This window comes from Enterobacter sp. 3U4 (assembly GCF_057224565.1).
Genome location: NZ_CP136665.1, coordinates 379,450 through 405,429 on the forward strand (window position 1 = coordinate 379,450; position 25,980 = coordinate 405,429).

Sequence of the window (25,980 nt, forward strand, 5' to 3'; positions counted from 1 at the left end):
GAGAATGTGCTGGCAGATAAGCCCATACCGAGCAGTGTAGCGAGGATCCTACGAAGCGCATGAAAAATCCGGGGACTTGTGCTAGTAAGAGTGGTCATATCATAAAAAAAGAAGGTAACAAGAGAATGTCCGTGAGTAAACTCGCCAGCAGCGCGCAGGGCCTGCAATCATCTGCCATCCGCGAATTATTAAAACACAGCAAAATGGCGGGCGTGATCTCGCTTGGGGGCGGTATTCCAAACCCTGACCTGTTCGATCGCGAAGGGCTGAAAATTGCCGCTGATGCCGTATTATATCAGCATTTTGGCGAGGCGTTTCAATACGGCCTGACGGAAGGCGTCCCGGGGTTGCGCGAGGAAATTAAACGCATCTGCGAGGGGCGCGGTATCGCCTGTAAGGCCGATGATGTGGTCGTGACCTCTGGTTCACAGCAATCGCTTGACGTGCTGGCGCGTGCGTTAATCAACCCGGGTGACACCGTTGTGGTTGAGCGTCCAACCTATCTTGCCGCGCTGCAGGTCTTCGGTCTGGCGCAGGCGAATTTTGAATCCGTTGGCACCGACGGCGACGGCATGAAGGTGGATGAGCTTGAAGCGCTGGCGGCGAAGAAAACCATCAAAGCGGTCTATATTGTTCCGACGTTTGGCAACCCTGGCGGGGTAACCCTTTCTGAAGCGCGTCGTAAACAGCTGGTGGAATTATCGAAGCGCTATGACTTCGTGATTATTGAAGACGATCCGTACAGCGAAATTAATTACACCGACGAAGTGTTCCGCCCGTTGATTGCTCACGCCAAAGATATCGGCAATGAAGAGAACGTGGTGTATACCTCAACCTTCTCTAAAATTCTCGCGCCGGGTACTCGCGTAGGCTGGGTGCTGGTACCGGAATGGCTGAAGCGCGCGGTAGTGAACCTTAAGCAAACCACCGATCTGCACACCAGCACGCTGTCGCAGCTGATGACGTATGAATACCTGAAAACCGGTCGTCTGGCCGATCAGATTAAAACGATCCGCGAAGCCTATCGCCAGAAATACCAGACGTTCGCAACCGAGCTGGAGGCGGAGCTGGGCGATGTGATGTCGTTCCACAAGCCGAAGGGCGGCATGTTCCTGTGGGCGAAAATGAACAACGGCATGAACACCACCCGCTGGCTTGAAAAAACGTTAAGCAACGGCGTAGTATTTGTGCCTGGCGAGTTTTTCTACTGCAATGAGCCAGACCCAACGACGCTGCGCATGTCGTTTGTCACGCCAACGGATGAAGATCTGAAAGAGGCGGTTCAACGCCTGAAAAAATCGCTCTAAAAGAGCTGCGCATAATGGCTTTCCTGCCGTTATGCGCAATACGCGTTCAGGGCGGCAGGGGCCGCGATCGTTCATGGTGAGTTCCATGTTTGAATTTCTGCTCGGTGTCGTTACCCACACCCCCGTGTGGGTGTGGGTGCTGTTTATCTTTCTCATCTCTCGCGGCATTAAGGCCCGCAGGCCTGCCACCGTCACGCTGGAGAGGCTTGCCATTATTCCGGCGATCTTTCTTATCTGGGATATCTACGATCTGGTGGTCTACCGCACGCTGACTCCCGGGACCGTGGCATTGTGGACGGCGGGGATCCTCGCCGGAGCTGCGCTGGGGTATTTCCTGATTAAGCAGGCGGTTATCACCCGCACAGAGGCGCCGCGCACCCTTTTCCGCCAGGCAGACTATACCGCGCTGCCGTTTATGATGCTGGCGTTCGGCGTGAAGTATGTGCTGGGCGTGATGAGCGCGGTCTCTCCTCAGACGATGCAGCAGCCTGCCATGAGCGCGCTGGCGATCGTCTCCGGCGGCGTGTTTGCCGGTGTGTTTATTGGGAAATTTGCGCGTTATATTGGCGTGTATAACAGCGCCGCACCGCGCCCGGCGGAGTGACGTTATTCTGTCGCGTGTGCCAGCGTGCGGTCTGCAGCATCGCCGCTGAGGGCTCGCGTGACTTCATGGATCCGCCAGATTTTCCCTTCACGCAGCGCGGCAAACAGATAAACCTCGATCTCTGCCTGACGACCATCGGGATACGTGACCGTCACGATATGCCGGTCAGCCAGAAGTTCTCTATGACAGGCTATCTCTGCCACGGTAAAGGCGATCGCGCGGATCTGTGAGCTTACGTGGCTCAGATGCTGGACAAAACCCCGGTAGTCAAGCGCGTGACCGTCCGTAAACTGCTGGTAATCGGGCGTAAATATCTCTGCCGGATCGATATCACCGTTGAATAAGCGGGTTAACAGGCACGCCATCTTTTCGCGCTGCGCGGCGTTGTCGGTGTCGGCTATCAGGGACGTGATAATGCTCATGCGGGCTCCTTATATGGTTGAATCACCATTATCCTTGACAGCCGAAGACGTTTTTTCCGTAATGCGTCAATGAATAACGATTTTCGGTCAAAATGATATGGTCAGTTTTGAAACGCTCCTTCATCCCAGCGGGTACCGAACGCCCTGGCACAGTCATCGCACCGGCCAGCTGTGGCGCATTGCAACAGGGCTGCTGGTCATTGAGACGCTGCAGGCGCGCTCGGTCGTACCGGCAAAACACATCGGCTGGATCCCTCCGGAACAGCAGCACGCCGCTTTTTCTGAAAGTGAGATAGAGGGCTGTGCTATCTATCTTGAACCCGCCAGCTGTGCAGGGCTTCCCGATACGCCCGCGCTGTTCGAGCCCGACGATCTCACTCATGCACTGTTTAGCCGTTTATGTGGTGCAGAGAGTGAGTACGATCCGCGAAAGCTGACTTTGCTGCTGGATGAGCTTGCCCTGACGCCCCAGGCTCACTTTTCTCTTCCCGTGCCGACGGATCCGCGTCTGAAGAACGTGGTCAGCCATTTACTGCAGTTTGTCGATGATAACCAGACGGTCGAGAGCCATGCTATTCATGCTGGGATGAGCGTGCGTACGTTCAACCGTCGGTTTAGTGCCCAGACCGGGATGAACTTTGTTAACTGGCGGCAGCTGGCACGCGTCATGCGAGCAATGGAGTGGCTGGCGGCGGGGAAGCCGGTAGGGTGGATTGCGCTGTCCTGCGGCTACAGCAGCGTCAGCGCATTTATTGAGGTTTTCAGAGCATGGACCGGTAAAACGCCGGGGCAGTGGGCAATTAAAGAAGGCCCTTTTGGGCGAAGGTAATGCGCGTGGCTTCGTTGAGATCCAGCTCTTTTAACGATTCCGGATAAACCCAGGCGATCTCCTGAAACTCTTCATTAAACGTGACTGCCCGGTTGGTGCTGATGCAGTCGAAGATCAGATAGATCATGTAAATCTCCTCAGTGGTGCCATCGGCGTAGGTTTTCACCCTGATGTCGTCGCGAAAAGCCCATGGCGTGACCGAGGCGATCTCCAGCGCTTCGCCCAGCTCTTCGCGGATCTCACGGCGCAACGCCTGTTCCATGGTTTCGCCCGGCTCCATTCCACCGCCGGAGAGAGCCCACTGGCCGGGGAAAACGCCGCGATCGTCGGCCATTTTACATAGCAGGTAGGCACCGTCGTTCTGGATGATGGGGCAGACAATGGTTCGTTGGCGCATGATTTCTTCCTGAAAAATGAGTTTGGGCTACTTTAGCAGATAGGGAGGATGATTATGTTAGAGGTGTTCGATTCTCGCTCCTTGGTTTTCTGCGTTTTGCTGCAGATTCAGCCAGAATTCCATGCTGGTATCGAATGCGTTCGCCAGTCTTGTGGCCAAATCAACGGTGAGTTTGATTTTATTGTTTACCAGCGCGCTGGCAGTGGTGTGATCGGTGTTTATTCTCTCTGCCAGTTCTGAGATGCCGAGACTGAGTGGCTTAAGATAATCGTGCAGCAAAACTTCGCCTGGTGTGGTTGAGATGCGTAGCTTTTCCTGGTTATTCATAATTAACGTCCTGTTTATAAATATAAAATGAGTGCGGTTTGATGCCCTCACCCCGACCCTCTCCCACAGGGAGAGGGAGAAAACCATGTCAACCCAGCAACGCGACGCCAGCCTCGGTTCTCAGCCAGCGCGGGGCTTTTAGCTGGTCAGCAAAATATCCCGTCAGTTCAAAGAGTAAATCTCCCATCACACCAGCGGATTCAGGGGCGAGCGCGCCCCCCATCAACAGTTGCGTAATTTCCTCACAGTAGCGACAGAGCTGATCGGATTCAGCGTTGAATGCAGGTTCACATTCGGGGAACACACTGACGGTAAGACGTTCCTGTAAGTGCTCAGGGAGCGGCTCCAGCAGCATCGGGCGAAGCAGGGCGAGGGTCGATGCAAGACGACCGCAGAGCGCTATTTTTCTTGCAGGATCGGTCTCTTCCACCAATGCTTCGCAATAGCGTTGGCAGTTGTCGGCAAGTTCAGTGAAGTCGGTATTGTGGCCGAAGGGGGTCGTGAAAAGTGCGTTACTGGTGGTCATATGACAGTTTCCATTAAGTGATTAAGACCCTGCCAGAGAAATGCCAATTTCCCGGGTGGCAGGACTGAACGGAGTTGGCATTACCGGCCTTAATGGACACCGGCGCGTCTTGCGACGCCCCCGTCCAGCCCACCATTGAAATGTAGCCAGACGCACGGCGCAACAAGAGCTCACGCCGCCATTAAGTTTAACCGGGATGCCAATCCCGACGCCAGATTTTGCTGGTGTGGAAGGAACATACGCCCGATTAACCCTAAGAAAAAGCAGGCTACCCAGAAGAAGTTAAATCCTGCGAGGCGGCTTCAGAAAATGATGTAAGGCGTTTCATCACCGCTCCCTCAGCGCCTCTTTCGCCCGGTTAAACGGCTTAATCAGATAATCCAGCACCGTTTTCTCGCCGGTCTTAATGTCCACCGTGGCAATCATCCCCGGCACAATCGAGAAGTGCCTGCCCGCCTTATTGACCAGGTAATCCTGGCTGGTGCGGATAAACACCCGGTAATAGAACACTTCCGGCTTGGCTTCGTCCTGGATGGTATCCGGGGAAATCGTCTCCACCACCCCGTGCAGCCCGCCGTAAATGGCGTAATCGTAGGCGGTGATTTTAACCAGCGCCTCCTGATTCGGGTGGATAAAAGCGATATCGCGCGGCGACAGGCGGGTTTCGATCAGCAGGTGATCGTCCACCGGCACAATCTCCATCAGCTCGCCGTTGGGCGGGATCACCCCGCCGATGGTGGTGACCTTGATGTTTTTCACGATCCCGCGCACCGGGGATTTTACCGTCAGACGGGTGACGGAATCCTGGCGGCCTTTGAGGATCGCCGAAACCATATCCACCTCCGCGTTGGCCTTGGAGAGCGCCTCGCGGGCCTGGACGTAATACTGCGAACGCACGTCGGTGAGCTTCAGCTCCAGATCGCTTTTCTGCCGCTGCAGGCGCAGCACCTCCACGTGGCTGGCAGCCCCGGTTTTTACCAGCCGCTGGGTAATGGTCAGCTCTTTATTCGCCAGATCTAACGCGGCGCGCAGCTCCCGCTGGGTATCCTCCAGCTGCGCGCGGCGCGAGTTGTACAGCCGCGTTTCGTCGGCAATTAGATCCGGCCATTTCGCCAGCGAAGGAGGGAACTTCAGCGGCAGATCGTTCACCTCGGCGTACAGGCGGGCGCTGGAGGCCAGAGACGCGCGGTAGCGCGCCGCGCTTTCGCCGACGTTTGACTCGGAACGAGTTGGGTCAAGCCGCGCCAGAACCTGTCCGGCCTGCACCTGATCGCCCTCGTGGACGTTCAGCTCGGTGAGGATCCCGCCGTCGAGAGACTGTAAGACCTGCTCGCGCGAGCTGGGGATCACTTTCCCCGAACCGGTTGACACCTCATCCAGCACGCCAAACCACGCCCAGACGCCCAGCACCACAAACATCAGCAGCGAGAAGATCACGATCCGACGCGCGCCGGTGTAGCCGCTTTCGGAGTCGAGGGCGTTATCCAGATCGTCCATTGCCGCCACGTCACGCTGACTGATTTTCATTTTTCCACTCCCGTCCGGTTGCTGCCTGCTGCTGTTGCTGCTGCATGCGGCTGTTGCTCAGCGCCTGGGCTTTTGGCGCATCCATCACCAGCATCCCCTCTTTCAACACCACTACGCGCTCCACCAGCTCAAGCACCGGTACGCGATGGGTGGCGACGATGAGGGTGCGATGCCCGAGCCAGTCGCCCAGCCGCTGGATGAATTCCCGCTCGGTGTGCTCGTCCAGCGAGGCGGTGGGTTCATCCATCAGAACGATATTCGGATCGCGCAGCAGCATTCGCGCCAGCAGAATAGACTGGCGCTGCCCGCCGGAGAGCCCTACGCCGTTTTCCATGATCGGGTAGTCCAGTCCCTTGGGCAGCTTCTGCACGAAGCCCGCCGCGCCGGTCAGCTCCAGCGCCTCGAAAATCTCTTCGTCGGTGGCGCGCGGCATGCCGAGAGTGATGTTCTCGCGCAGGGTGCCGTAAAACAGCCGCGCGTTCTGGGTCATAAAGCCGACGTTGCGCCGGACGTCGGCGACGTCGAGATGCGGCAGGCTGAAGCCGTCGAGCCGCAGCTCGCCCGCCGCCAGGTCCATCCCGCCCGCCATCGCCTGCAGCAGGGTCGATTTACCCGCGCCGTTGCGCCCGAGGATCGCCACTTTTTCTCCCGGCCGGATCTCCAGCCGGTTAATGCGCAGCGCCATGCGCGGATCGTCCGGCTGGTAGCGGAACTGCGCCTGTTCAAAGAGGTAGTGACCGCGCAGCACGTCCCGGCGGATCGGCGTCTCCTCGCGCTGGTTTTCGGTGGGGAGCTGCATGATGCTGTCCAGCCCCTCTTTTGCGGCTTTGACCTGCTGCCAGCGGGCCAGCACGCCGCACAGCGTCGCCATCGGGGCGATCATGCGGGATGCCAGCATCGACGCGGCGACCACCGAGCCGGTGGTCAGGGTGCCGTCGATCACCATCGGGGCGCCGACCACAATCACGGCGGCGTAAACCAGGCTCTGGATGGTCATCCCCCAGCTGATGAGGTTCTGCGTCAGCTCGCGGGTGCGCAGGCCGGATTCGGCGGTGATCTGGATATAGCTGTTCCACTGCTGCAAAAAGCGGTTTTCCGCCTGCATCAGCTTGATGTCCTCCAGCCCCTGCACGCTCTCCACCAGCACCGCGTTGCGCAGGGTCGATTCATGGGCCGACTGCTTTGCCAGCTCCGCCAGCTTCTTCTGCAGCAGCAGGCCGGGCAGGACCATGATCACCGCCGCGACCGGGGCGATCCACGCCAGCTGCGGGGCGATGATCGCCAGCACCACCACGAACAGTAAAAAGAAGGGCAGGTCGACAATCGTCGAGATGGTGGACGAGGTCACCATCTCGCGGATCTGCTCCAGCTCGCGCAGCTGTGAGATAAAGCTCCCGGTGGATCGGGGGATCGCGCTGTTGCGCAGCCGCAGCGCGTGGCCGAAGACGCGATCCGAGACGCGCATATCCGAGCGCTTGCCCAGCAGATCCATAATGTGCCCGCGCGCCACGCGCAGCACGAAGCCAAACAGGGTGGCGATCAGCACCCCGATGGTCAGGACGTACAGCGTCGGGTAGGACTGGGCGGGGATCACCCGGTCATACACCTGCATGGAAAAGACAATCCCGGAGAGGGAGAGCACGTTGATAAAGAGGGCGGCCAGCATCACCCAGCTGTAGGGGCGGAGATCGCGCATCACCAGCCTGTAGAGCCAGTCCGGTCGGTATTTTGAAATATAGGCGTCCACGCGGCTGTCCTTCAGCGCGGCAAGTGGCCGCAGGGCAATGACGTGGCGGATGGCGGGCAGCATGGCCGTCATCGACAGCCGGTTAGTGTAGGTCTGTTCGTCGAAGAAGCTGACTTCCAGCGTGTCGTCGCCGTCGAAGTGTTCGATCGCGCCGACCCGGCCGTCATTCAGCGCCACCACCACCGGCAGACGCCAGCTGTTGATCGACTGCTGGTCAGCGGTGAGCAGTTGAAACGACAGCCCCGCCTCGCGCGCCAGCTGGGTGAGGGCGGGTACCATCGGTTTGCCTTTCAGCCACGGTGCGCCTGCGATCAGCGCGCCGGGCGAGCAGGCGACGCGGTAGCGGGTGGCGATAAAGCCAAAGGCCTGCGCCCACTGCGCCAGCGCCTCATCCGTCATGTTTTCACCCTGCGGGATATCACGCTGCTTCATGGCTGGATCTCCACGGTCTGGATGGTGCGGTTATCAAGATCGAACGCATGTCGCAGCTGCCCGGTGTTATACAGGCAGTTGAGCTGCAGCTGGTGCAGTTGACCGAGGGTCTGCTGCTGGGTGAAGCGCGCCTGATAAACCTCCTGTTCGGCGTTGAGCACGTCGAGCAGCGGGCGCGAGCCGAGGTCAAGATACTGCTGCTGGTACAGTTCGCGGGTGCGGGCGCTGAGCGCCTCCTGGCGGCCCTGAATTTGCAGCGTGCTTTGCAGGCTCATCACCTGGCTGCGGGCTTCCTGCAGTTTCTGGCGGACATCCAGGCGCGTGCGCTGAATGGTGGACTGCGCCGCTTCCACCGCGTGTCCGGCGGCGTTACGCCGGGCGGTGAGGCCGCCGCCCTGATAGAGCGGCATCTGCACTTTCACCCAGGCGGAATACTGGGTCCGATCCCGCGTGTCGCTGCCCGCATAGCGATCGTTCATGTAGTGGCGCACCTCCGGCTCCAGCGAGACGGTTGGCGTCATCTGCGCGTCGGCGTAGTCGAGGTTAGCCTGGGCGACGTTAGCCTGTGCCCAGGCGGCAAGTACCGCAGGGACCAGGCGGTCATCCGGTTCGGCGACATCGCAGCTGCGGGCCAGCTTTTGCGGAAAGTCGTTGCCGATCGCGTTCAGGCTGTTCCAGCCGAGAAAGCTCATCAGCGTCGCGCGGGCGCTGTCCAGGCTGGCCTGATACTGCATTAGCTGGGCGCGTGCGCCTTCGATACGGGCATCGGTCTGCACCACGTCAGAGAGCGACGTGGCGCCTTCGTCGTTACGCTGGCGGGTCAGCGTGCCGATGGAGGAGAGGGCCTCAAGCTGCTCTTTGGCGGTGTCGACCATCTGCTGCCAGGTTTGCACCTGCACCATGGCGATAGCGGTATCGTGGGCGATGGTGTCGATACTCACCAGCACGTTGGCCTGCTGCTGGGCAACGCCCGCGCTCTCGGCCCTCACCTGGCTGTCCACTTTGCCAAAGTCGTAGAGCATCTGTGAGAGAGAAAGCACCAGCGATGGCGTAAAGCCGTTCTGGTCGCCGTCATGGGAATAACCGTTGTCCACGCCGGCATTAATCTGCGGATAGTATTTTGATTTCGCGACGTCCACCTCTTCGCTCTGCTGGTAGAGTTTGCCCACGGCTTCGCTGATGGCCGGATGCCAGGTAACGGCGCGGTTAACGGCCTCGCCAAGCTGTAATGAGCCGGGAGCGGCGTTGCCGGCCACCGGGGCCACGCGACCGTTGAGTGAGGGGAGTTCCTGCGTTTCGCGAAGCTGTCCGGTATTGATGGTTGCCGCCGGATTTGCGCAGAAAGCGGACACAGATATCAGGCAGCACGAGAGCCACCAGTAAGGCATCTTCATTCCCATGTCATGTCCCTAATAAAAAGAGTACGGCTTTATTATTTATGCCCGGGCGCTGTGCGCCCGGGTTAGGTACTGCAGGTGCTATCAGGTAATGATGTGCTGCTGGTTAACAAGCTCGTCGTAGGTGGTCTGAACGCCATCAAGCGTAACGAGCGTGGTATTAGTGTAGGTGCCCCCCGCACCGTCACGGTCGATGGAGATCACGGTATTGCCATTACTATTAGTAACATGGAGATAATTCCCCAGCGTCGAGGCGCTACCGTTCCAGCCCACCAGCAGATCGCCGATGTCGATCTTGTCCCCCTGCGCCAGCGAGAAGCCGGTCCAGTGATCGCCCGCGGTGCTGCTGACGTTACCCGCCGTGGCATTCCCTACCGTACTGTTCAGCACCTGGTAAATCAGCGTATCGCCGTAGGCCGTGCCGGTGATGGTGTCGTTATGCTCCGAGCTGATGAACTGCGGCGCCATATTGATAGTCAGCGTGGCGCTGTCCGTCCTTCCGGCAGAGTCGGTCAGGGTGTAGTTGAAGGTCTCCTTCGAGGTCATGGTTGAGAGCGATACCCCGCTGTTGAGGGTATAGGTGTAGTGGCCGTCAGCGCCGATCGCCAGGACGCCGTAATGGCCGGTGATATTCACCGTTGCGCTGCCGGTATACGGATCAAGCGTGGTGGTCACGCCGTTGTAGCCGGTCACGCTCAGGCGGGTGTCCACCGAGTGGAGCTGATCCAGCACGCCGCCAGAATCGGTGCCGTCAAAGATATTGCCGTTGACGGTGTGGGTGCCGGTCGCGTCGAAGTCAGTCAGCGAGTAGGTGGTGCCGTTTACGCTTGGCGTGATGGTGATGTTCCCGACGCTGAGCCCCGGTACGCTACCGGTAAAGCTCAGCGTATAGGTCCCGGCGTTGAGATCCAGCCCGGTCAGCGGGACGTCGATACTGCCGCCCAGCAGCGAGGCGCCGCTGAAGGAGCCGCTGCGGATCGCGCCGTTGGCATCGCTAATCGTCCAGTTCACCGTCAGCCCGCCCAGCGCCAGCAGCGAGACCACGCTAAAGTGCAGCGACGCGTTATGCAGCGCGGTGTTCGGGTCGACCACGAAGGTTCCGCTGCCGCTGCCCTGGGTTGATGAAAGCACCGCGGTCGTCCAGCTGGCGACGCCCACGGTGGTATCGGAGTAGACCGACGTGTGGTGCACCGAGGTGACGTCCATTGCGGTGCTGACGTCGTTGACCGCATTCATCGCCTGCGCGGTTGGGGTGATGTTAAGCGATGCCGTATCCTTCGAGCCGTCAGGCGCGGTAACGGTGTAGACGAAGGTGTCCGGCGTGCTGATATGGTCCGCCCCCACGCCGCTCCTCAGGGTGTAGGTGTACTGACCGGACGAATTAATGGTCAGCGTGCCGTATTCCCCCTGAATAGTGGTTGTTCCACTGCTGTTGACCGCCACGCCGTTCACTTCGGTAACTACCGTGCCCGCCGGAACAGGGTCATTCGCCAGCACGTCGCCCGTGGTAGTTTCGCTGATGCTCGCCACGCTGTAGACATGATCCTGCAGGACGCTCAGCGTGTAGGCCGTCAGGACGGCGATCCCCGATGCGGTATTGAGTAAGAACAGGTACTCCCCGGCAGGCAGATTCAGCGTCAGCTGGGATGACGTGCCCCCCAGCAGCGGGGCGCGCAGCCAGCCCGACTCGACGCGAACCTGCTCGAAGGTCTGGGTAGCGTTGTTGAACTTATAGACGTACAGATCGAATACCGATGCCAGCGCCACGCCGCCCACGGAGGCCTGAATGGTCATGGTGCGGGTCGTGCCTTCCTCCACGTTGTAGATAATCGGGTTGGTCATGTCGTCCAGCAGGTTAAGCCCCAGCGTGCTGCCGAGATTAATGCCTACCAGGGTAAAACCGTTCTGAGACGAGGCGCCGTTATTAATCTCGCTCACGGTGGTGTCAAAGGTCAGCGAGGCCGTGTCGTCCACCGCCACAATGCCGTTGACTACCGTACCGGCACCCAGAGACAGCACCAGGTTCGCCGACGCGCTGACGCCGTTATGGGTGATGGTGTAGGTGAAGCTCTCCGTCCGGCCAATGACCGCGGCGCTGGTGTCGGTCAGGCTGTAGGTATAGCTGCCGTCGCGGTTAATGGTCAGCGTACCGTACTGGCCCTGGATCACCGTGCCGTCGGCGTTCACGCTGGTGGTGACCCCCTGCGCGTTAGTGACCGCGGAGATGGTGGTTCCGGCCGGCGCGTTGTCGCTGCCGGCGGTCGGATCCGTATCGAGGATCACGTTGCCGTTGAGGCTGGTATCGCCCGTGACCGTACCCGGTCCGGTCTCTTTCACCGCCACGTCGAGGCTGGTGTAAGAGCCGGTCGCCAGCAGGTTGGTGTTGTAGCTGAGCACGCGGTAGTTACCGTCAGCCAGCCCGGACAGGTTCAGCGATACGCCGGTTGCGCCGAGGGTCAGGAGATCGGCAAACTGCGGTTGGCCGGTGTCCACCACGGTAGTCCAGACGCCGTTGACGTAGTGCTGCACTACCAGCTCAAGGGTATTGAGCAGAGAGAGCACCGCCCCCGTAGCGTTGGCGTTCACCACGATATCCGCGCTGCCGCCGCTGACCACCGAGAAGTTCACCTGCGCGGTGTCATTACCGATCAGCGTCAGGACGTTGCCCACGGCGCCGACCAGCAGGAAGCCGTAGTCACTGTACTGGCTGTTGGTCACGGTCGCCGTGGTGCTGAGGTTCAGCTCCTCTACGTTATTACTGGCGGAGAGCGGCACCACCGGCGCAAGGGCAGAGCCCGGCAGGGAGGTGTTGCCCGCGACGTCGGTAGCGGTGATCTGCAGCGTCTGGCCTTCGGTCTGTTTGTTAATGAAGGTGTAGCTGTAGGTGCCGTTGCTGCCCGCAATGGCGGTCACCGTCGTACCGTCCGCAAGGCGGATCGCGACGGTGCTGCCGGCTTCCGCAGTCCCGGTCAGCACGCTACCGTCGGCGTTGAAGGTTCCGGTCGGCGCCGTTGGGGCGGTTGTATCGACGATAATCGTCGTCACGGCTGACGCCACGCTGGTGTTGCCCGCCGCATCGGTGGCGGTGGCGGTGAAGTTATGCGTTCCTTGCGTCAGCGTGGTGGTTTGCGGCAGGGTCCAGTTGCCGCTGCCGTCGGCGGTCACCGTGCCTACCAGCGTAATGCCATCGTAGATCCTTACCGTGGCATTCGCTTCGGCCGTCCCGCTCAGCGTTGGTCGGGTATCGTTGGTCGGGTTCGTACCGGTTACCGGCCCGGTAACGCTGCCGACATCATCAATCACCGAACTGATGACCGGCGCGGCTGGCGGGAGGGTATCGACGTTAATCACATACCCGGCGGTAGGCGCGCTGGCGTTGCCCACCGCATCGGTAGCGGTAAAGGTCAACGTGTGCGCGCCGTTGCTCAGCGCCGGGGATGGCGTAAAGCTCCACGCCCCGCCGGTCGCCGTCACGCTGCCGATCTGTACGCCGTTATCAAAGATTTTCACCGTTGACCCTGCTTCCGCCGTACCGGTGAGGGTCGGCTGCGCGTCGTTGGTGAAACCGCCGTTGGCAACCGGCGTCGCCGCATTGCCCACGTCATCCAGAATGCTGGTCAGCACCGGCAGCGCAGGCGGCGTGGTGTCGACGGTGAGGCTGAAGCTGGCCGACGACACGCTGGTGTTGCCTGCCGCATCCGTGGCCTGCGCGGTGAAGCTGTGCGGACCGCTCGACAGCGTGGTGGTGAGCAAGATACTCCAGCTCCCGCTGCCATCCGCGGTGCCCGTTCCGACAAGCGTGGTTCCCTCATAGATCTTAACGGTAGCAAACGGTTCGCTGGTTCCGGCAAGGCGCGGAACGGTATCGTCGGTTGTTTGCCCGGACGTAAGCGGGCCGGTGATGCTGCCTACGTCGTCTATCGCCTGGCTGATAACCGGCGCGTTCGGTGCGGTGGTATCAACAATGAGGGTAAAGTCCGGCGAGTTCGGGCTGACGTTGCCAGCCGCATCGGTGACCGTGGCGGTCCAGGTATGGCTGCCGCTGGCCAGCGGCGTTGACGGCGTAAAGCTCCATGCGCCGGTACCGTCCGCCTGCACGGTGCCGACAGGCTGGCCGTTCTCATAAACGGTGACCGTGGCGTTGGCGGTCGCGGTGCCGTTCAGCGTCGGCGTGGTGTCGTCGGTGCTCTGCCCGGAAGAGAGCGGGGTTTGAATGCTGCCCGCGTTGTCACCCGCGGTCGAGATGACCGGTGCCGACGGCGCGACCGTGTCCACCGTCAGGTTAAACGGCGCCGTCGTGCTGCCGGTGTTGCCAGCCGCGTCGGTGGCGTTGAAGACGATCGCGTGCGGCCCTTCGCCCAGATCGGTGCCCGGGGTGAAGGTCCAGTTACCCTGGGCATTGACCACGGCAGTGCCAATTTCGGTACCATCAACGATCACGTGCACTGTAGCACCCACGTCGCCCGTGCCGTTGAAGGTTGGACGCGCGTCGTTGGTGCTGTTACCCGACGTGAGCGTCCCGGTGACCGGACCGATATCGTCAATGACGCTCGTCACCACCGGTACGCCGGGAGCTGCGGTATCAATGGTAAAGGCGAAGACCGACGAGTTCGCCGAGGCGTTGCCTGCTGTATCCGTTGCATACGCGCGCAGGGAGTAGCTGCCGTCGCCCAGCGGCGCGGTCGGTGTAAAGGTCCAGTTGCCGCTTCCGTCAACGAGCGCCGTACCAATCTGCGTGCCGTTGTTCATGATGTGAATCGTGCTGCCCGCCTGGCCGGTGCCGCTGATGGTCGGTGTGCTGTCGTTGGTCACCTGGCCGCTGGTGAGGTTGCCCGTGACGCCGCCAGGGGCGTTGTCATTCACATTATCCAGCGTCGGAACCGTCGGTGCCGTCAGGTCAACCACCACGCTCCAGGGCGTTGAGACCGCGCTGACGTTGCCCAGCGGGTCGGTCGCCCGGACGGTGAAGCTGTGCGTGCCTTCGCCGAGCGCGGTGTCAGGAGTAAATGTCCACGCGCCGGTGCCGTCAGCCGTTACCACGGCAATCTGAGCGCCGCCGTCGAAAATGGTCACCACGCTGTTTGCGTCCGCTGTCCCCGAAAGGGTTGGCGTGGCGTCGTTGGTCTCGGTGCCGCTAACCACCGTGGTGGCGGCGTTACCGACGTTATCCGTGACGTTGGTGATGACCGGCGTGGCGGAAACGGAGTCCACCACGACGGTGAAGCCCGCCGAAGGACCGCTCTGATTCCCCGCCGGATCGGTCTCGCGGATGGTCAGGACGTTATTGCCCTCTGCCAGGGCTGGCGTGGTGAAGCTCCAGGTGCCGGTGTTGCCGATCACCACGCTGTCCAGCAGCACGCCGTTGTTGTAAATGGAGATGGTATCGCCCACCGCGCCGGTGCCGGTGAGGGTCGGCTGGTTGTCGTTGGTGGTCTGGCCGCTGGTCAGCGGGCCGGTACCCGGACCGACGTCGTCAATCACGGCGCCGATGGTCGGCGTGCCCGGTGCGGTGAGGTCGACGGTGACGCTGGCCGCCGGAGAGCGGCCGCTGGTCTGGCCGTTGAGGGTCGCGGTCACCTCAAAGGTGTGCAGCCCTTCGCCAAGCGCGGTCGGCGTATAGCTCCAGTTGCCGCTGCCGTCGGCGGTCACCGTCGTCACGGGCGTTACGCCACCGTCCTGATAAATGGCGATCAGGCTTCCCGCCTGAGCCGTACCGGTAAGCGTTGGCGTGGTGTCGTTGGTTGTTTTGCCTTTCACGTCGCCGACGATCGGGGCGACGTCATCGTTGATGGCCGTAATGACCGGCACCTGCGGCAGGTCGAGCGGTGAATCGGTAACGATAAAGGACGCGCCAGGGCTGGCATTTCCAGCGGCATCTGTGGCGGTCACGGTCAGCGTGGTCGGGTCCAGCTGCGCCGGACTCAGCGCAATGGAGAAGCTGCCGTCGCTTGCGGCAACGCCACTACCAATAACGGTCCCACCGCTGTCTTTCACGGTAACGGTACTTCCTGCCTCGGCGTTACCGGTCAGAGGAGTTCCTTCCTGAGCCAGGGCCATGCCGCTCGGATTTGCAGGCGCGGCGGTATCCACCGTCACGCTCAGCGGTGCGGAACTCCCTGACGTGTTACCGGCAGGATCGACAGACGAGACGGTGAAGGTATGAGGGCCATCCGGCAGGGTTGTACCTGCAGTCCAGCTCCAGCTGCCGTCCGGCTGTATCGTGACCGGCACACCCGACGGGCTACCGTCGATGGAGATGATAACGGTGGTGCCGGGTTCGCTGGTCCCGGTAAGGGTCGGCGTGCCGTCGCGGGTGTAGAGCACGTTGTTGGTAAGCTGGCTGTCTGAGACGGCATTAATCTGCGGTATCCCAGGCGCAACGGTATCTAGCGTGACGGTAAAGACCGCACTCGGCGCGCTAAGGTTGCCCGCTGTGTCCACGCCCGCCACGGTAATGTTTAGCGGGCCGTCCGTTTGTTGTGGCAGGGTGAAGGACCATTCGCCAGTACCATTCACCGTTACGCGTCCTAATTCGACGCCGTTGTTGTAGACGATCACTCTCTCACCGATGGCGCCGGTGCCGCCGACCGCTGGCGTCGAATCCGTGGTAAAACCACCATCAGGCGCGCCGCCCACTGCACCAATCACCGGCGTAGGTGGCGCCACGGTATCCACGACGATCGTAATCGCTGGCGACGGGTCAGAGATGTTGCCTGCTTCATCGGTGGCGGTGGCGGTCCAGGCGTGGCTGCCCTCGGCAATGTCGCTGCCAGGACGCCAGCTCCAGTTGCCGCTGCTGTCTACCGTGACGGTGCCCACAACGGTGGATATGCCGTTGACGGTGTCAGTGATGTTGATTACGTCGTTCGGCGTGCCGGTGCCGCTCAGGACCGGGCGAGGATCGTTAGTGGTTCCGCCATCGGGAACGGGGCCGGTGATCTGGGTGACGCTGTCGGTGACGGTCGGTGCCGCAGGCGTAGCCGGCGGGTCGGTATCAATGGTGATGGTGACCGGCTGCGATGGGGCGCTTTCGTTGCCCGTGCCGTCCATGTTGGTGACGGTCAGGGTAATGTCATAGGTGCCGTTAGGCAGCGGGGTTGATGGTGTCCAGGTCCAGTTGCCGGTACCGTCCACGAGCACATCATCAAGTTTGACGCCGCCGTTGTATATCGTCACGGTATCGCCCGGATTGCCGGTACCGCTAAGGGTCGGCGTGGTGTCGCGGGTGGTTTCTCCCGGGTTCAACGGTATTTCTGTGCCGTCAGGGTTGACGGTGATTGCCGGGATATCCGGCGTGGCAGGCGCGACGGTATCCACCGTCAATACAAACGGGCTGGAAATCGTGGTATTGCCGGCGGCATCCGTGGCGTGAACCGTCAGGGAATGCGGGCCGTCGGTGAGCGGGCTAACGGGTGTAAAGCTCCAGCCGCCGCTGCCGTCGAGGGTGGCGGTGCCGAGCAGGGTGGCACCGTCATAAACGGTGATCACCGTATCCGCCGGGGTGGAGCCCTGCAGCAGCGGCTGGGTGTCATCCGTGGAATCGCCGTTGCTGAGCGTGCCCTGAACGCCGCCGACGTCATCGGTCACGGTGGCGATAGTGGCTGCTGTTGGCGGCGTGGTATCGACGGTCAGAGTAAAGCCGCTTGACGGCTGGCTGGTGTTACCCGCCCCATCGGTGGTGACGGCGGTAAAGGTATAGGTGCCGTTAACGAGCGGCGTGGTCGGGGTATAGGTCCACGTGCCGCTGCTGTCGATCACAATCGTTGTGACATCGACGCCGTCCTGGCGGATGGTGACGGTTGAGCCCGGCTCCGCGGTGCCGTTGAGCGTTGGCGTGGTGTCGTTAGTACTGTCGCCAGAATTGAGCGCGCCGAGACGCTCTGGCACGTCATCCACAACCTGGGTAATGACCGGCGCTCCCGGGGCAACGCTGTCAATGGTGATGCCCCAGCTGTTGGAGACGTCGCTGGTGTTGCCCGCCGCGTCAGTTGCGACGGCTGTCAGGATATGTGGCCCTTCAGCGATCGGGGTGTTTGGGGTAAAGATCCACACGCCAAGGCCATTGGCTACGGTCGTACCAATAGCAACGCCGTCCACGCGGAGGGTGACCGTTGCGTTTGGTTCGGCGGTACCGCTGAGCGTTGGGGTGGCGTCGTTAGTGGTCTCATTAATGTCGAGCGAACCGGTGCGGCCGGGGACATCGTCCACGACTTGTGAAATTACCGGGGCGCCAGGCGCCGTGCCGTCGATGGTAATTGTCCACGAATCTGATAACCCGCTCGGGTTACCGGCTACATCCGTCGCCTTCGCGGTCAGTACCCAGATGCCATCGGCCAGCGGTGCAGGCGGCGTAAAGCTCCACAGGCCGGAAGAGGAAACAACCACCGTACCGAGGACATCGCTGCCGTTATAAACCGTGATGGTGGAGCCCGCTTCCCCCGTTCCGGTCACGGTCGGCGCCCGGTCGTTGGTAACCCCGTTTGGGCCCACGGGGCCGGTGCTGGCCTGCACGTCATCAATCACAGATACGATAATTGGCGTCGCCGGTGGAGTAATATCCGGTGATGCGGCGGCGGTTGCTGGTCCCGTGTTGCCTGCCGTGTCGGTGGCGTCAGCGGTCAGGATTTCGCCGTTGAGCTTCGGCGGGGTCAGCGTCAGGCTGAAGTTACCCTGGCTGTCCGCAACAACCGTGCCAAGAGTGACATCGCCTTCACGGATGGTCACCGTGCTGCCGGCTTCCGCGATGCCGCTGATGGTGCCGCCATCATTCGACACCGCGAGGTTTCCAGGGGCAGACGGCGGCGTGGTGTCAACGGTGAAGATGACAGGCTCTGAGCTCGCGCTCAGGTTTCCGGCGGCATCGGTTTCAGTGACGGTTATGGAGTGTGTCCCTTCCGGGAGCGGGCCGTTCGGCGTGACGCTCCAGGTGCCGTTGGGCTGCACCGTCGTTGTGCCAATCACCACGCCGTTATCGTAAATGGTGATGGTTCCGCCGGGCTCGCCGGTTCCCGCCAGGATCGGCAGTGAAGCATCGGTAAGCGCGCCCGACGTGATGGTTCCCCTGATAGCGCCCGTATCGTCGGTCAGCACAATCGCGGTCGGCGCGTCCGGCGGAGTAAGATCCACCGTCAGGGTAAACACCGGTGAGGCAGGCCCGGTGTTGCCCGCGGCATCGGTTGCCCGTACGGTAATCTCATGAGTTCTTTCACTCAGATCAACCGACGGGGTAAAGTTCCAGGTGCCGTTGCTGGCGACCACCGCCGTACCAATGGCGACTCCACCGTCATAAATCGTCACGGTCGAGCCCGCTTCGCCGGTACCGGTAAGCTGCGGGCGCTGATCGTTGGTGCTGCCTCCGTTGCTGACTGTTCCCGTCTGCGGGGCAATATCATCCGTTACGCTGGTGATTGCTGGCGCATCGGGCGCGGTGATGTCCGGTGCGTTGAGCGTTGTGCCCGGGCTGGTATTCCCGGCGCTATCCGTCGCGGTGGCAGTCACCTGCTCGCCGTTAGTCAACGGTGTGCCGAGGGAAACGGTAAAGCTGCCGTCGCTGCCCGTTTTTCCTGAGCCAATAACGTTCCCGTTCGCGTCTTTCAGCGTGATGGTACTGCCGGGTTCAGCGGTACCGGTGACGGTTTTACCATCTGGAGAGAACTTAAGGCCGGAAGGTGCGTTCGGCGGCGTTGTATCCGGATCGGCAGGATCGACGGGTGTGTTGGGGTTGGGGCTATTGTTATTGCCGCCATCGCCATCACCACCGCCGCCGCCACCACCACCGGTGCTTGCCGCCGCCGCGATGCCGCCAGCTGCGACAATGCCGCCCAGTGCCCATGGCCAGATGGCGGCACCACCGGCGTCGCTCCCGGAGGCCGCAAGCAGCACGTCCGTGGACGCGATAGATTCATACGTTGCGGCTCCGGTCGGATCTTCAATCCACCATAATGCGCCCTCGCTGTCCTGCAGTACCAGCTGGCTCACGCCCTGCGCGTCCGTGACGTAGAAGTTTTTAAGGGTGATCACCTCGCCGGAGTGCAGCGTAACCAGCAGATCGTTACCATTTCGCGCGAAGTGGGAGACGCTCGCTCGCTCGATATGAAGCTCAACGATAGAGGAATGGCTCAGCGTAACCTGTGTGCCTTCCGTGGTCGTTTCCACGCCAGTAAGTTTCGATATAACAGAGATTTGGCTCATTTAGGCATTACTCCAGCAGATGTGTCATGAACGGCGAGCAAGACGAGCCATCTCTGCAGAAGGTAAAGGGCGCCCCCGGCGCAGTCGCTGTTATAACGCAAACGCAGCACTGACCGTTGTTTTTAGCGCGCACGATGCCCGCCAGGATTCAGAGTGGCAACATCAGAGCGAATCTAATTTCTAATGAAAGAGAACCGTTTTATTCGTGTTTTATGTTTTGTAAAACCCTGTAATTAATAGGGGAATTATTTTCGAGGATATAAAAATGATATAGACAGAAAACACGAGTTGTGCAAATTCAGCTTTCGTAAATAAGTTCAAAAACAATGTGGAGGGCATTAATCTATTGATGCTGTTAACAATTGACTTGATATAACCTGTTGTTTTGTATTGATTTGATTTGGGTGCGCAATGTTTATTCTTAGTGCGGTTTACGCACTGTGATAATTGGTAGGGGATATTTTGAATATAATGTAAAACGATATTATTTAAATCTGCTTAATATTCATTTAAGTTAGGGTAACGTTTTTGATGTAAGATATATTATATCACTTGAACAATAAAATATATTCTTGTGCGGGGTTAAAACTCTGCTATCACGCGAAATAATAACGTTAAGGTGAAGGTGAATAACCTGATTTAATTTCATTGGGCTACAACGTCAGCATGATTTTGCGCCAGCAAAAAAATTACGGGGAGAATGAATAAAAATCGTCAGTCGGGCGTTTACTGACGTCACTCCCTTCTTACCCTGGAGCTTTATATGAACACGACCTCGTTCCGTTTGATCCCAGTGCTGATTTTTTCCCTGCTGTCCCCACTGGCGCTGGCAATGGGCAATAATAGTACCGAGAGCAAAACGCCCGACTGTCCTGCCGGACAGGTGTATGACAGCGCTACCCAGAAATGCGTGCCGGACAAGAGCAGCAGCCTCAGCGACCAGGACAAAACCAACTATGCGTACCATCTCGCGAAGAAAGGCGAGTACCAGGCGGCGCTCAATCTGCTTGATTCGCTGAAAAATGGCAATACGGCTGAAGCGTGGAACTATCGCGGGTTCGCCACGCGCAAACTGGGCCGCACGGACGAAGGGATTGGTTACTACCAGCGCGCGCTGGCGATCGCCCCGGATTATGCCAAAGCCCGGGAGTATCTCGGTGAAGCGTGGATGGTGAAAGGACGTCCGGACCTCGCGAAAGAACAGTTGAAGGTGATTGCCGGTATTTGTGGCCAGTCCTGCGAGGAGTACCGTGACCTGCAGGCGGCCATCAACGGACATCCGGAATCCTGATTTTCTCGTGGAGGGAAACCCCATCGCAACCCGTGAGGTTCGTCAACAGCTCGCCGCACACCTGCCGCGCCTCTGGCGCTACGGGCTGGTGCTGTCGCGAAACAGAGATATCGCCGAAGAGCTGGTTCAGTCCACCTGCGTGCGCGCGCTTGAAAGAAGCAGCCAGTATACGCCGGGTACGCGCATCGACAGGTGGCTGTTCGCGATCCTGCACTCCATCTGGATCTCTGAGCTTCGGGCACGACACGTTCGACAGGGGCAGGGATTTGTTGCCAGCGACGAGCTGCTGGCACCGGACACTCGCGAACAGAATGAGACGCGCCTGCATTACCTGAAGGTGATGCAGCGCGTTAACGCGCTGCCTGAAGCCCAGCGCAATGCGGTATTTTTGGTTTATGTCGAAGGCTTTACCTACCAGGAGGCGGCAGAGACCCTGGCGGTGCCGATCGGTACCGTGATGAGCCGGCTGGCGACGGCGCGGGCTCGGCTTGCCAGATCTGCTGACATACTGCCTCCGGTAAAGGAGAAACGCTCTTGAACGCGCACCGTTTTACACCGCCCTATAACGACGACGCCATCGTGGCCTGGATAGATGGCGAGATGTGTCGCGCCGACGCGCAGAAATTTGAAGAACAGATGACAAGTGACGAACACCTCTCCGGGCGAGCCGCCGAACTGATGAAAAGCAGCCAGGATTTCGCCGGGGCGTTTGCCTCTCTGCTGGATGACGCTCCTCTGGAGACGATGCACGCGCGTCTGGCCGCGATTCCCGAACCACAGTCTTCCACGCCGTCTGGCGTCAGCAGGCGGGTGCTGATTGCCGCGTCGGTCAGTTTTTTGATGGTCGGCTCCGGGCTGGGCTACCTGCTGCGGCCCGCTTCCGCTCCAGCGGATGAGAATGCCCATATTCGCGACCTCGAAGCGCAATATATGTCCCTGTACAGCGTCGAGACGCTGCTGGATATGGACAGCGCAACGCCGGTACTGCAGCGCGGGCTGGAGCGGGCCGCGCAGGATATCGGCATGAAGCTGCACATGTCGCAGCTTGTCCTGCAGGGGGCAGAGCTGAAAATGGTGCGAATGCTGCGCTATGAAACCACCTCGATTGCGCAGATTGCCTGGATCAACGCCGACTACGGCCCGATGGCGCTCTGTATCTCTCCTCTGGATGAGAAGACGACGGCCTCTCTTCGCCAGGAGCAGCGGCACGGCATGAACCTGGCGTGGTGGCAGGAGGCGGGCTTCCAGTTTGTTCTTATTGGCCGCAACCCGTCGTCTCACCTGAGGGAAAACGCGGAGCAGCTGCGGCGCCTTATCTCAGGATGACGGCACGTCGTTTGTCTTAATCGCAATGGCGATGGCAATACGATCGTCCACCACCAGCGCAAACTTATCCATCCCGTAGGACGCGCGCGAGATCGCCGTGGTGGCATCCAGCGTGAGGGACTGCGCGTGCGGGTCTTTCACCACGGCCTCCAGGATCACCGGGCGGGCGATGTTGCGCACGGTCAGCGTGCCGAACACCCTGAACCGCCCGTCGCCCTGGGCGACCACGCGAGAGCTGATGAACTCAATGGTCGGGTAGTGCTCCGCATCAAAAAACATGTCGCTTTTCAGCTGCCAGGTAAGCAGCTTGTTTGAGGCGACGAGAGTCGCTACGGGAATGGTGACGTGAATATGGTCGTCGACGTCGTTTTCCGGGTTGAGGGTCACGGCGCCCGTCACGCCGCTGAATGTCGCCCAGGAGAGGATGCCGCCGAAGGCATGCCACGAGAGCCGAATGGCGGTGTTATCGGTGTCGATAAGGTAGCTTTTTGGGGCGGCATGCAGGGAAGGGCATAACAGCAGAACGGTCAGAAAGGCCAAAAGGCGATACATCGTGGTTTCTCCGATAAGTGCGCACTGCGTAAACGCCCGAGGTGCTAATTATATTCGAAGAAATAAAAAAGGCCGCAAGCGCGACCTTTTTGTGAGTATAAATACTTACTCAGTGACTTTCTTTTCCAGCTCGCTGGCACCTTCTTTGGTTTTGTTCCAGCCTTTCTCAGCGCCTTCTTTGGTGGCATCCCACCCTTTCTCGGTGCCTTCTTTGGTTTTATGCCAGGCTTTTTGGGAATCTTCGCTGACCTTGCTGCCCAGGCTCTCGCTCTTGCCTTCCGCTGCATGCTTCTGTTTCAGCTTCAGCTCTTCACCTTTGTTCTGCTCTTCGTGCAGTTTTTGCTTCGCCTCGTTGGCGTTTGCGTTCGCCGCAGCGACGGTATCGTCAGTTGCATGTGTGGTCGCAGCAAATACTGGGGAAGCCAGCAGAACGGCAGATAATGCGATAATTGTTTTTTTCATAATATCCTCATTTAACGTTTCGGTTATGAGCGTGATTCAGCATGGCACAGGCGAAGCGGGATGGCTTTAGGAAAAAACTGTAATGAGATCAATGAGCCCTCATGTGAGGTACTTCGCCTGAGGATTATCCAAAGGATAAAAAGCCTATTTCCGCGAGGGCGGCGAGGGTCAGGAGAATGAATATTATGACGGTTATGGGTCTGTACATGATGGGATTCCTTTCGGGTTGAGCGGCTATTCCGTAGCGCTGGGTTGTGTGGGTAATTTTGCACAGGAGGGAGTGAGAGGGTGTTGATATTTGTCAATGTCAGGGGGTTAACAATATCAACTACTGGCCCGTTGGTCGGTTTTTTTTTGCAAAGATCACGGTATACTGGCTCTGATTAAAAGGAGAGGAATGTCATGGCGATAACAGAAGAAGCGTTGCTTAGGTCGGGTTTCACAAAAGAAGAGCTGCAAAAGCTTAAACGTTATGTGGATACTCAGCATTCGACGCTGGATATTTTGCTTCCTGCGCTTTCAAATCGGTTTAAAGGGACAATCATTCTTTCCGTCGTACTTACGGTTCTGTTCATCCTGGCGGTATGCTTTGCTTCCCGAGAAAATATCATCTCATCAGGCATTGCTGTAGTGTTTATCTTTGGTATCTTCTGTTGGATGACTCCCCTCAAATTAACGTATAAAGCCTGGCGTTTTAAGCAGGATTATTATCAATAGACAGCAAGTCAAAAACAATTTTTGCGTTTATGCCATATCCGATGATTTTCATGGTGAGTTTTGGCCGACTCATAGAGTCCATTTTTCTGTAAAAATCTGAGCGCATAAAATAAAAAAGACGCCAGGAACCCGGTTTGCGAAGTAAGCCGAATACGCTGTACGCATTTGCAGCAAGGCTTACCGTTTTATACGCAGCCAGACCAGTCTCACCGCGAAATCCCATAAACTCTGCAACCGACATTGCTGTGTCAGCAACAAATCCCTGCGAATCAGTTTCGTTCAGTAATTGATTATTCACTTCTCTGGATACGGTATTAGCCGCATCAATGACCAGTGTGGCACCTAACAACACACCGACAGGCGTCATCGAGCTCGCAAGGAGTAATCCACCTGCGGCTTGTAACCCAGCAAAAACAACCTGTACAGCGGAAATGACATAGCCAACAACTTTATTGTTTTCCTTAATGAACTCAACCCTTACATAAAGCTGCGCAGCTTTCGTTCTGAGCAGGCGATCTTGTTCAAGAAGATTTTCGTTCTCTGCCCTGAGATTTTTTATATAGGAAATCCCTTCTTCGTCGGATTTCGCTCTGCGGGCAAGAGAAAATTGCTCAGTGATAAAAGACTTAATGTCTTCCATAAACTGAATTCTGGTGAGCCCATCTTTGAGATGGTCAGCAGCTTCCCTATTTGCGGTATTAATGAGTTTACGTGCTTCCAGATTAATCATGGTCGCTGACCATGCGTTTGTCTGTTGTCCTGTAAGCAGTGAAATGTCCATATATATCCTCAGGAACGCGTTATGCCAGCACCGGCCAAAAGCATATAACAATGTTTACTCGTTTGCATATGTTCTTGCAGAGCAAGGGCTACGCAGAGGGCCGTGTCATAATCTCATAAGGACTGCTTTGTTGCCTTTACTGGTACGACTATGTTAGTCAGATATCCGAGTAATCTACGATGGTCAGAAATTTCTCCGAATTTACAGGGCAATATAACGCATCGGGAGAAACCTCTCAGGACATTATTGTTCCTGCAAAAAATATCTGGCCTGCCTATAAATAGCGCGATATTCTGTAATGCTTTGTCTTTTTTGTGAACAGGAAAAAGTATGCTTAGTACGTTACCCGATTTACACAGAAGTTTTGCAGAGCAACTCAAGCTTAAATTTCAGTCTGATTCGCGGATTCATTCCCTTCTCGCTGGCGGCTCGCTTGTTCATGGCGGGTTCGATAAATACTCCGATCTCGATTTTGTCGTTGTGGTAGACCCTCTCTATTATGACGACATCATGGCTCAGCGTATTGTGTTCGCCGGAACTCTGGGTCACCTGCTCCATGCTTTCACCGGGGAACATGTGGGAGAGCCTCGTCTGCTTATCTGCCTGTATGGCCCCGAACTCCTTCATGTCGATCTGAAATTTGTCACCCTCGAAATGCTCACTCAACGCGTTGAGGAACCAGCGGTGTTATTTACCCGTGATAACCTGGCTCTGGAGCGCCAGCTGGCAAAATTTAGCGCTCACTGGCCCAACATGACGCCGGAGTGGTTTGAGTCCCGAGCCTGGATCTGGCTTCATTACGCGGTCGTGAAACTGGAAAGGGGAGAACTCTTTGAAGCGATAGGCATGCTGGCATTCTTTCGGGAGCAAGTGCTGGGGCCGATGCTATACCGTCGAGCAAATCTACCGCAACGCGGGGTTCGCCGCATCGAATTCCTCAGCATTGATCCTGATGCCCTGCTGACTTCCACGCTGGCAACGCACGATCGTGATTCCGTCAGCATGGCCATCAGAAAAGCTGTTGATGCTTATATCACGCTGCGGGCTGATGCGCTGCCGGAAAATATCGCAGACGATGCGGCTCGTTGGGCGGTTATTGCCATGCTCGAAGCCAGAACCCGACCTTAGAAGGTTTAGTCTGTTCC

At 58.6% G+C, this 25,980-nt stretch carries 19 protein-coding genes; 8 read left to right on the forward strand and 11 right to left on the reverse strand.

All coding sequences use genetic code 11. The features are described from left to right. Positions 1-125 precede the first annotated feature (125 nt). Entirely contained in the window at positions 126-1,307 is a 1,182-nt protein-coding gene (locus tag RVY89_RS01885) for an aminotransferase-like domain-containing protein (protein ID WP_484826743.1), read from the forward strand. 85 nt (positions 1,308-1,392) lie between these two features. Continuing rightward, entirely contained in the window at positions 1,393-1,911 is a 519-nt protein-coding gene (locus RVY89_RS01890) for a DUF6622 family protein (protein WP_484826744.1), read from the forward strand. Positions 1,912-1,913: 2 nt separating this feature from the next. Here RVY89_RS01890 and RVY89_RS01895 read toward each other — a convergent pair whose 3' ends face one another. Then, on the reverse strand, positions 1,914-2,333 hold the full coding sequence (locus RVY89_RS01895; protein WP_484826745.1) for a nuclear transport factor 2 family protein: 420 nt from the start codon (positions 2,331-2,333) through the stop codon (positions 1,914-1,916). Positions 2,334-2,430: 97 nt separating this feature from the next. Between RVY89_RS01895 and RVY89_RS01900 the strand changes: the two genes are divergently transcribed. After that, entirely contained in the window at positions 2,431-3,162 is a 732-nt protein-coding gene (locus RVY89_RS01900) for an AraC family transcriptional regulator (protein ID WP_484826746.1), read from the forward strand. Here RVY89_RS01900 and nudI read toward each other — a convergent pair. From nudI to RVY89_RS01935, 7 genes are all read right to left on the reverse strand, one after another. After that, entirely contained in the window at positions 3,134-3,559 is a 426-nt protein-coding gene (gene nudI, locus RVY89_RS01905; protein ID WP_484826747.1) for a nucleoside triphosphatase NudI, read from the reverse strand. The two genes, RVY89_RS01900 and nudI, sit on opposite strands and share 29 nt — an antisense overlap. A 57-nt stretch (positions 3,560-3,616) precedes the next feature. Then, positions 3,617-3,886, reverse strand: coding sequence for a HigA family addiction module antitoxin (locus RVY89_RS01910; protein WP_484826748.1), 270 nt, complete (start codon positions 3,884-3,886; stop codon positions 3,617-3,619). 88 nt (positions 3,887-3,974) lie between these two features. Further along, the gene (locus RVY89_RS01915; protein ID WP_484826749.1) at positions 3,975-4,412 is read right to left on the reverse strand and encodes a hypothetical protein; all 438 of its coding nucleotides are present in this window, start codon (positions 4,410-4,412) and stop codon (positions 3,975-3,977) included. 327 nt (positions 4,413-4,739) lie between these two features. After that, positions 4,740-5,909 carry a beta-barrel domain-containing protein gene (locus tag RVY89_RS01920; RefSeq protein WP_484827889.1) on the reverse strand — a complete coding sequence of 390 codons (1,170 nt, stop codon included), beginning with the start codon at positions 5,907-5,909 and terminating at the stop codon, positions 4,740-4,742. 10 nt (positions 5,910-5,919) lie between these two features. Further along, a complete protein-coding gene (locus RVY89_RS01925; RefSeq protein WP_484826750.1) occupies positions 5,920-8,118 on the reverse strand; it encodes a type I secretion system permease/ATPase in 2,199 nt (732 codons plus the stop codon). Continuing rightward, entirely contained in the window at positions 8,115-9,518 is a 1,404-nt protein-coding gene (locus RVY89_RS01930) for a TolC family outer membrane protein (protein ID WP_484826751.1), read from the reverse strand. The genes RVY89_RS01925 and RVY89_RS01930 overlap by 4 nt, the downstream gene beginning before the upstream one ends. 81 nt (positions 9,519-9,599) lie before the next feature. After that, positions 9,600-19,706, reverse strand: a complete 10,107-nt coding sequence (locus tag RVY89_RS01935; RefSeq protein ID WP_484826752.1) for a BapA/Bap/LapF family large adhesin — start codon at positions 19,704-19,706, stop codon at positions 9,600-9,602. Positions 19,707-20,469: 763 nt separating this feature from the next. On the opposite strand from RVY89_RS01935, the gene RVY89_RS01940 reads away from it, so the two are divergent. Genes RVY89_RS01940 through RVY89_RS01950 form a run of 3 tightly spaced genes read left to right on the forward strand, consistent with a single transcriptional unit; the run spans position 20,470 to position 22,323 of the window. Then, positions 20,470-20,997 carry a tetratricopeptide repeat protein gene (locus RVY89_RS01940; RefSeq protein WP_024908319.1) on the forward strand — a complete coding sequence of 176 codons (528 nt, stop codon included), beginning with the start codon at positions 20,470-20,472 and terminating at the stop codon, positions 20,995-20,997. Between the two features lie 7 nt (positions 20,998-21,004). Then, the gene (locus RVY89_RS01945) at positions 21,005-21,535 is read left to right on the forward strand and encodes an RNA polymerase sigma factor (protein ID WP_484826753.1); all 531 of its coding nucleotides are present in this window, start codon (positions 21,005-21,007) and stop codon (positions 21,533-21,535) included. Next, positions 21,532-22,323, forward strand: coding sequence for an anti-sigma factor family protein (locus tag RVY89_RS01950; RefSeq protein ID WP_484826754.1), 792 nt, complete (start codon positions 21,532-21,534; stop codon positions 22,321-22,323). The genes RVY89_RS01945 and RVY89_RS01950 overlap by 4 nt, the downstream gene beginning before the upstream one ends. Here RVY89_RS01950 and RVY89_RS01955 read toward each other — a convergent pair. Continuing rightward, a complete protein-coding gene (locus RVY89_RS01955; protein WP_484826755.1) occupies positions 22,315-22,875 on the reverse strand; it encodes a YceI family protein in 561 nt (186 codons plus the stop codon). The two genes, RVY89_RS01950 and RVY89_RS01955, sit on opposite strands and share 9 nt — an antisense overlap. A 105-nt stretch (positions 22,876-22,980) precedes the next feature. After that, positions 22,981-23,337, reverse strand: coding sequence for a hypothetical protein (locus RVY89_RS01960; RefSeq protein ID WP_023333137.1), 357 nt, complete (start codon positions 23,335-23,337; stop codon positions 22,981-22,983). Positions 23,338-23,739: 402 nt separating this feature from the next. Between RVY89_RS01960 and RVY89_RS01965 the strand changes: the two genes are divergently transcribed. Further along, a complete protein-coding gene (locus tag RVY89_RS01965) occupies positions 23,740-24,054 on the forward strand; it encodes a hypothetical protein (protein ID WP_045909269.1) in 315 nt (104 codons plus the stop codon). On the opposite strand, the gene RVY89_RS01970 is transcribed toward RVY89_RS01965, so the two are convergent. Further along, a complete protein-coding gene (locus RVY89_RS01970; RefSeq protein ID WP_484826756.1) occupies positions 24,032-24,835 on the reverse strand; it encodes a DUF4225 domain-containing protein in 804 nt (267 codons plus the stop codon). The genes RVY89_RS01965 and RVY89_RS01970 overlap by 23 nt on opposite strands. Before the next feature lie 330 nt (positions 24,836-25,165). Between RVY89_RS01970 and RVY89_RS01975 the strand changes: the two genes are divergently transcribed. Then, positions 25,166-25,963 (forward strand): nucleotidyltransferase domain-containing protein, encoded by a 798-nt coding sequence (locus tag RVY89_RS01975; protein ID WP_484826757.1) that lies wholly within the window; start codon positions 25,166-25,168, stop codon positions 25,961-25,963. Positions 25,964-25,980: the final 17 nt, after the last annotated feature.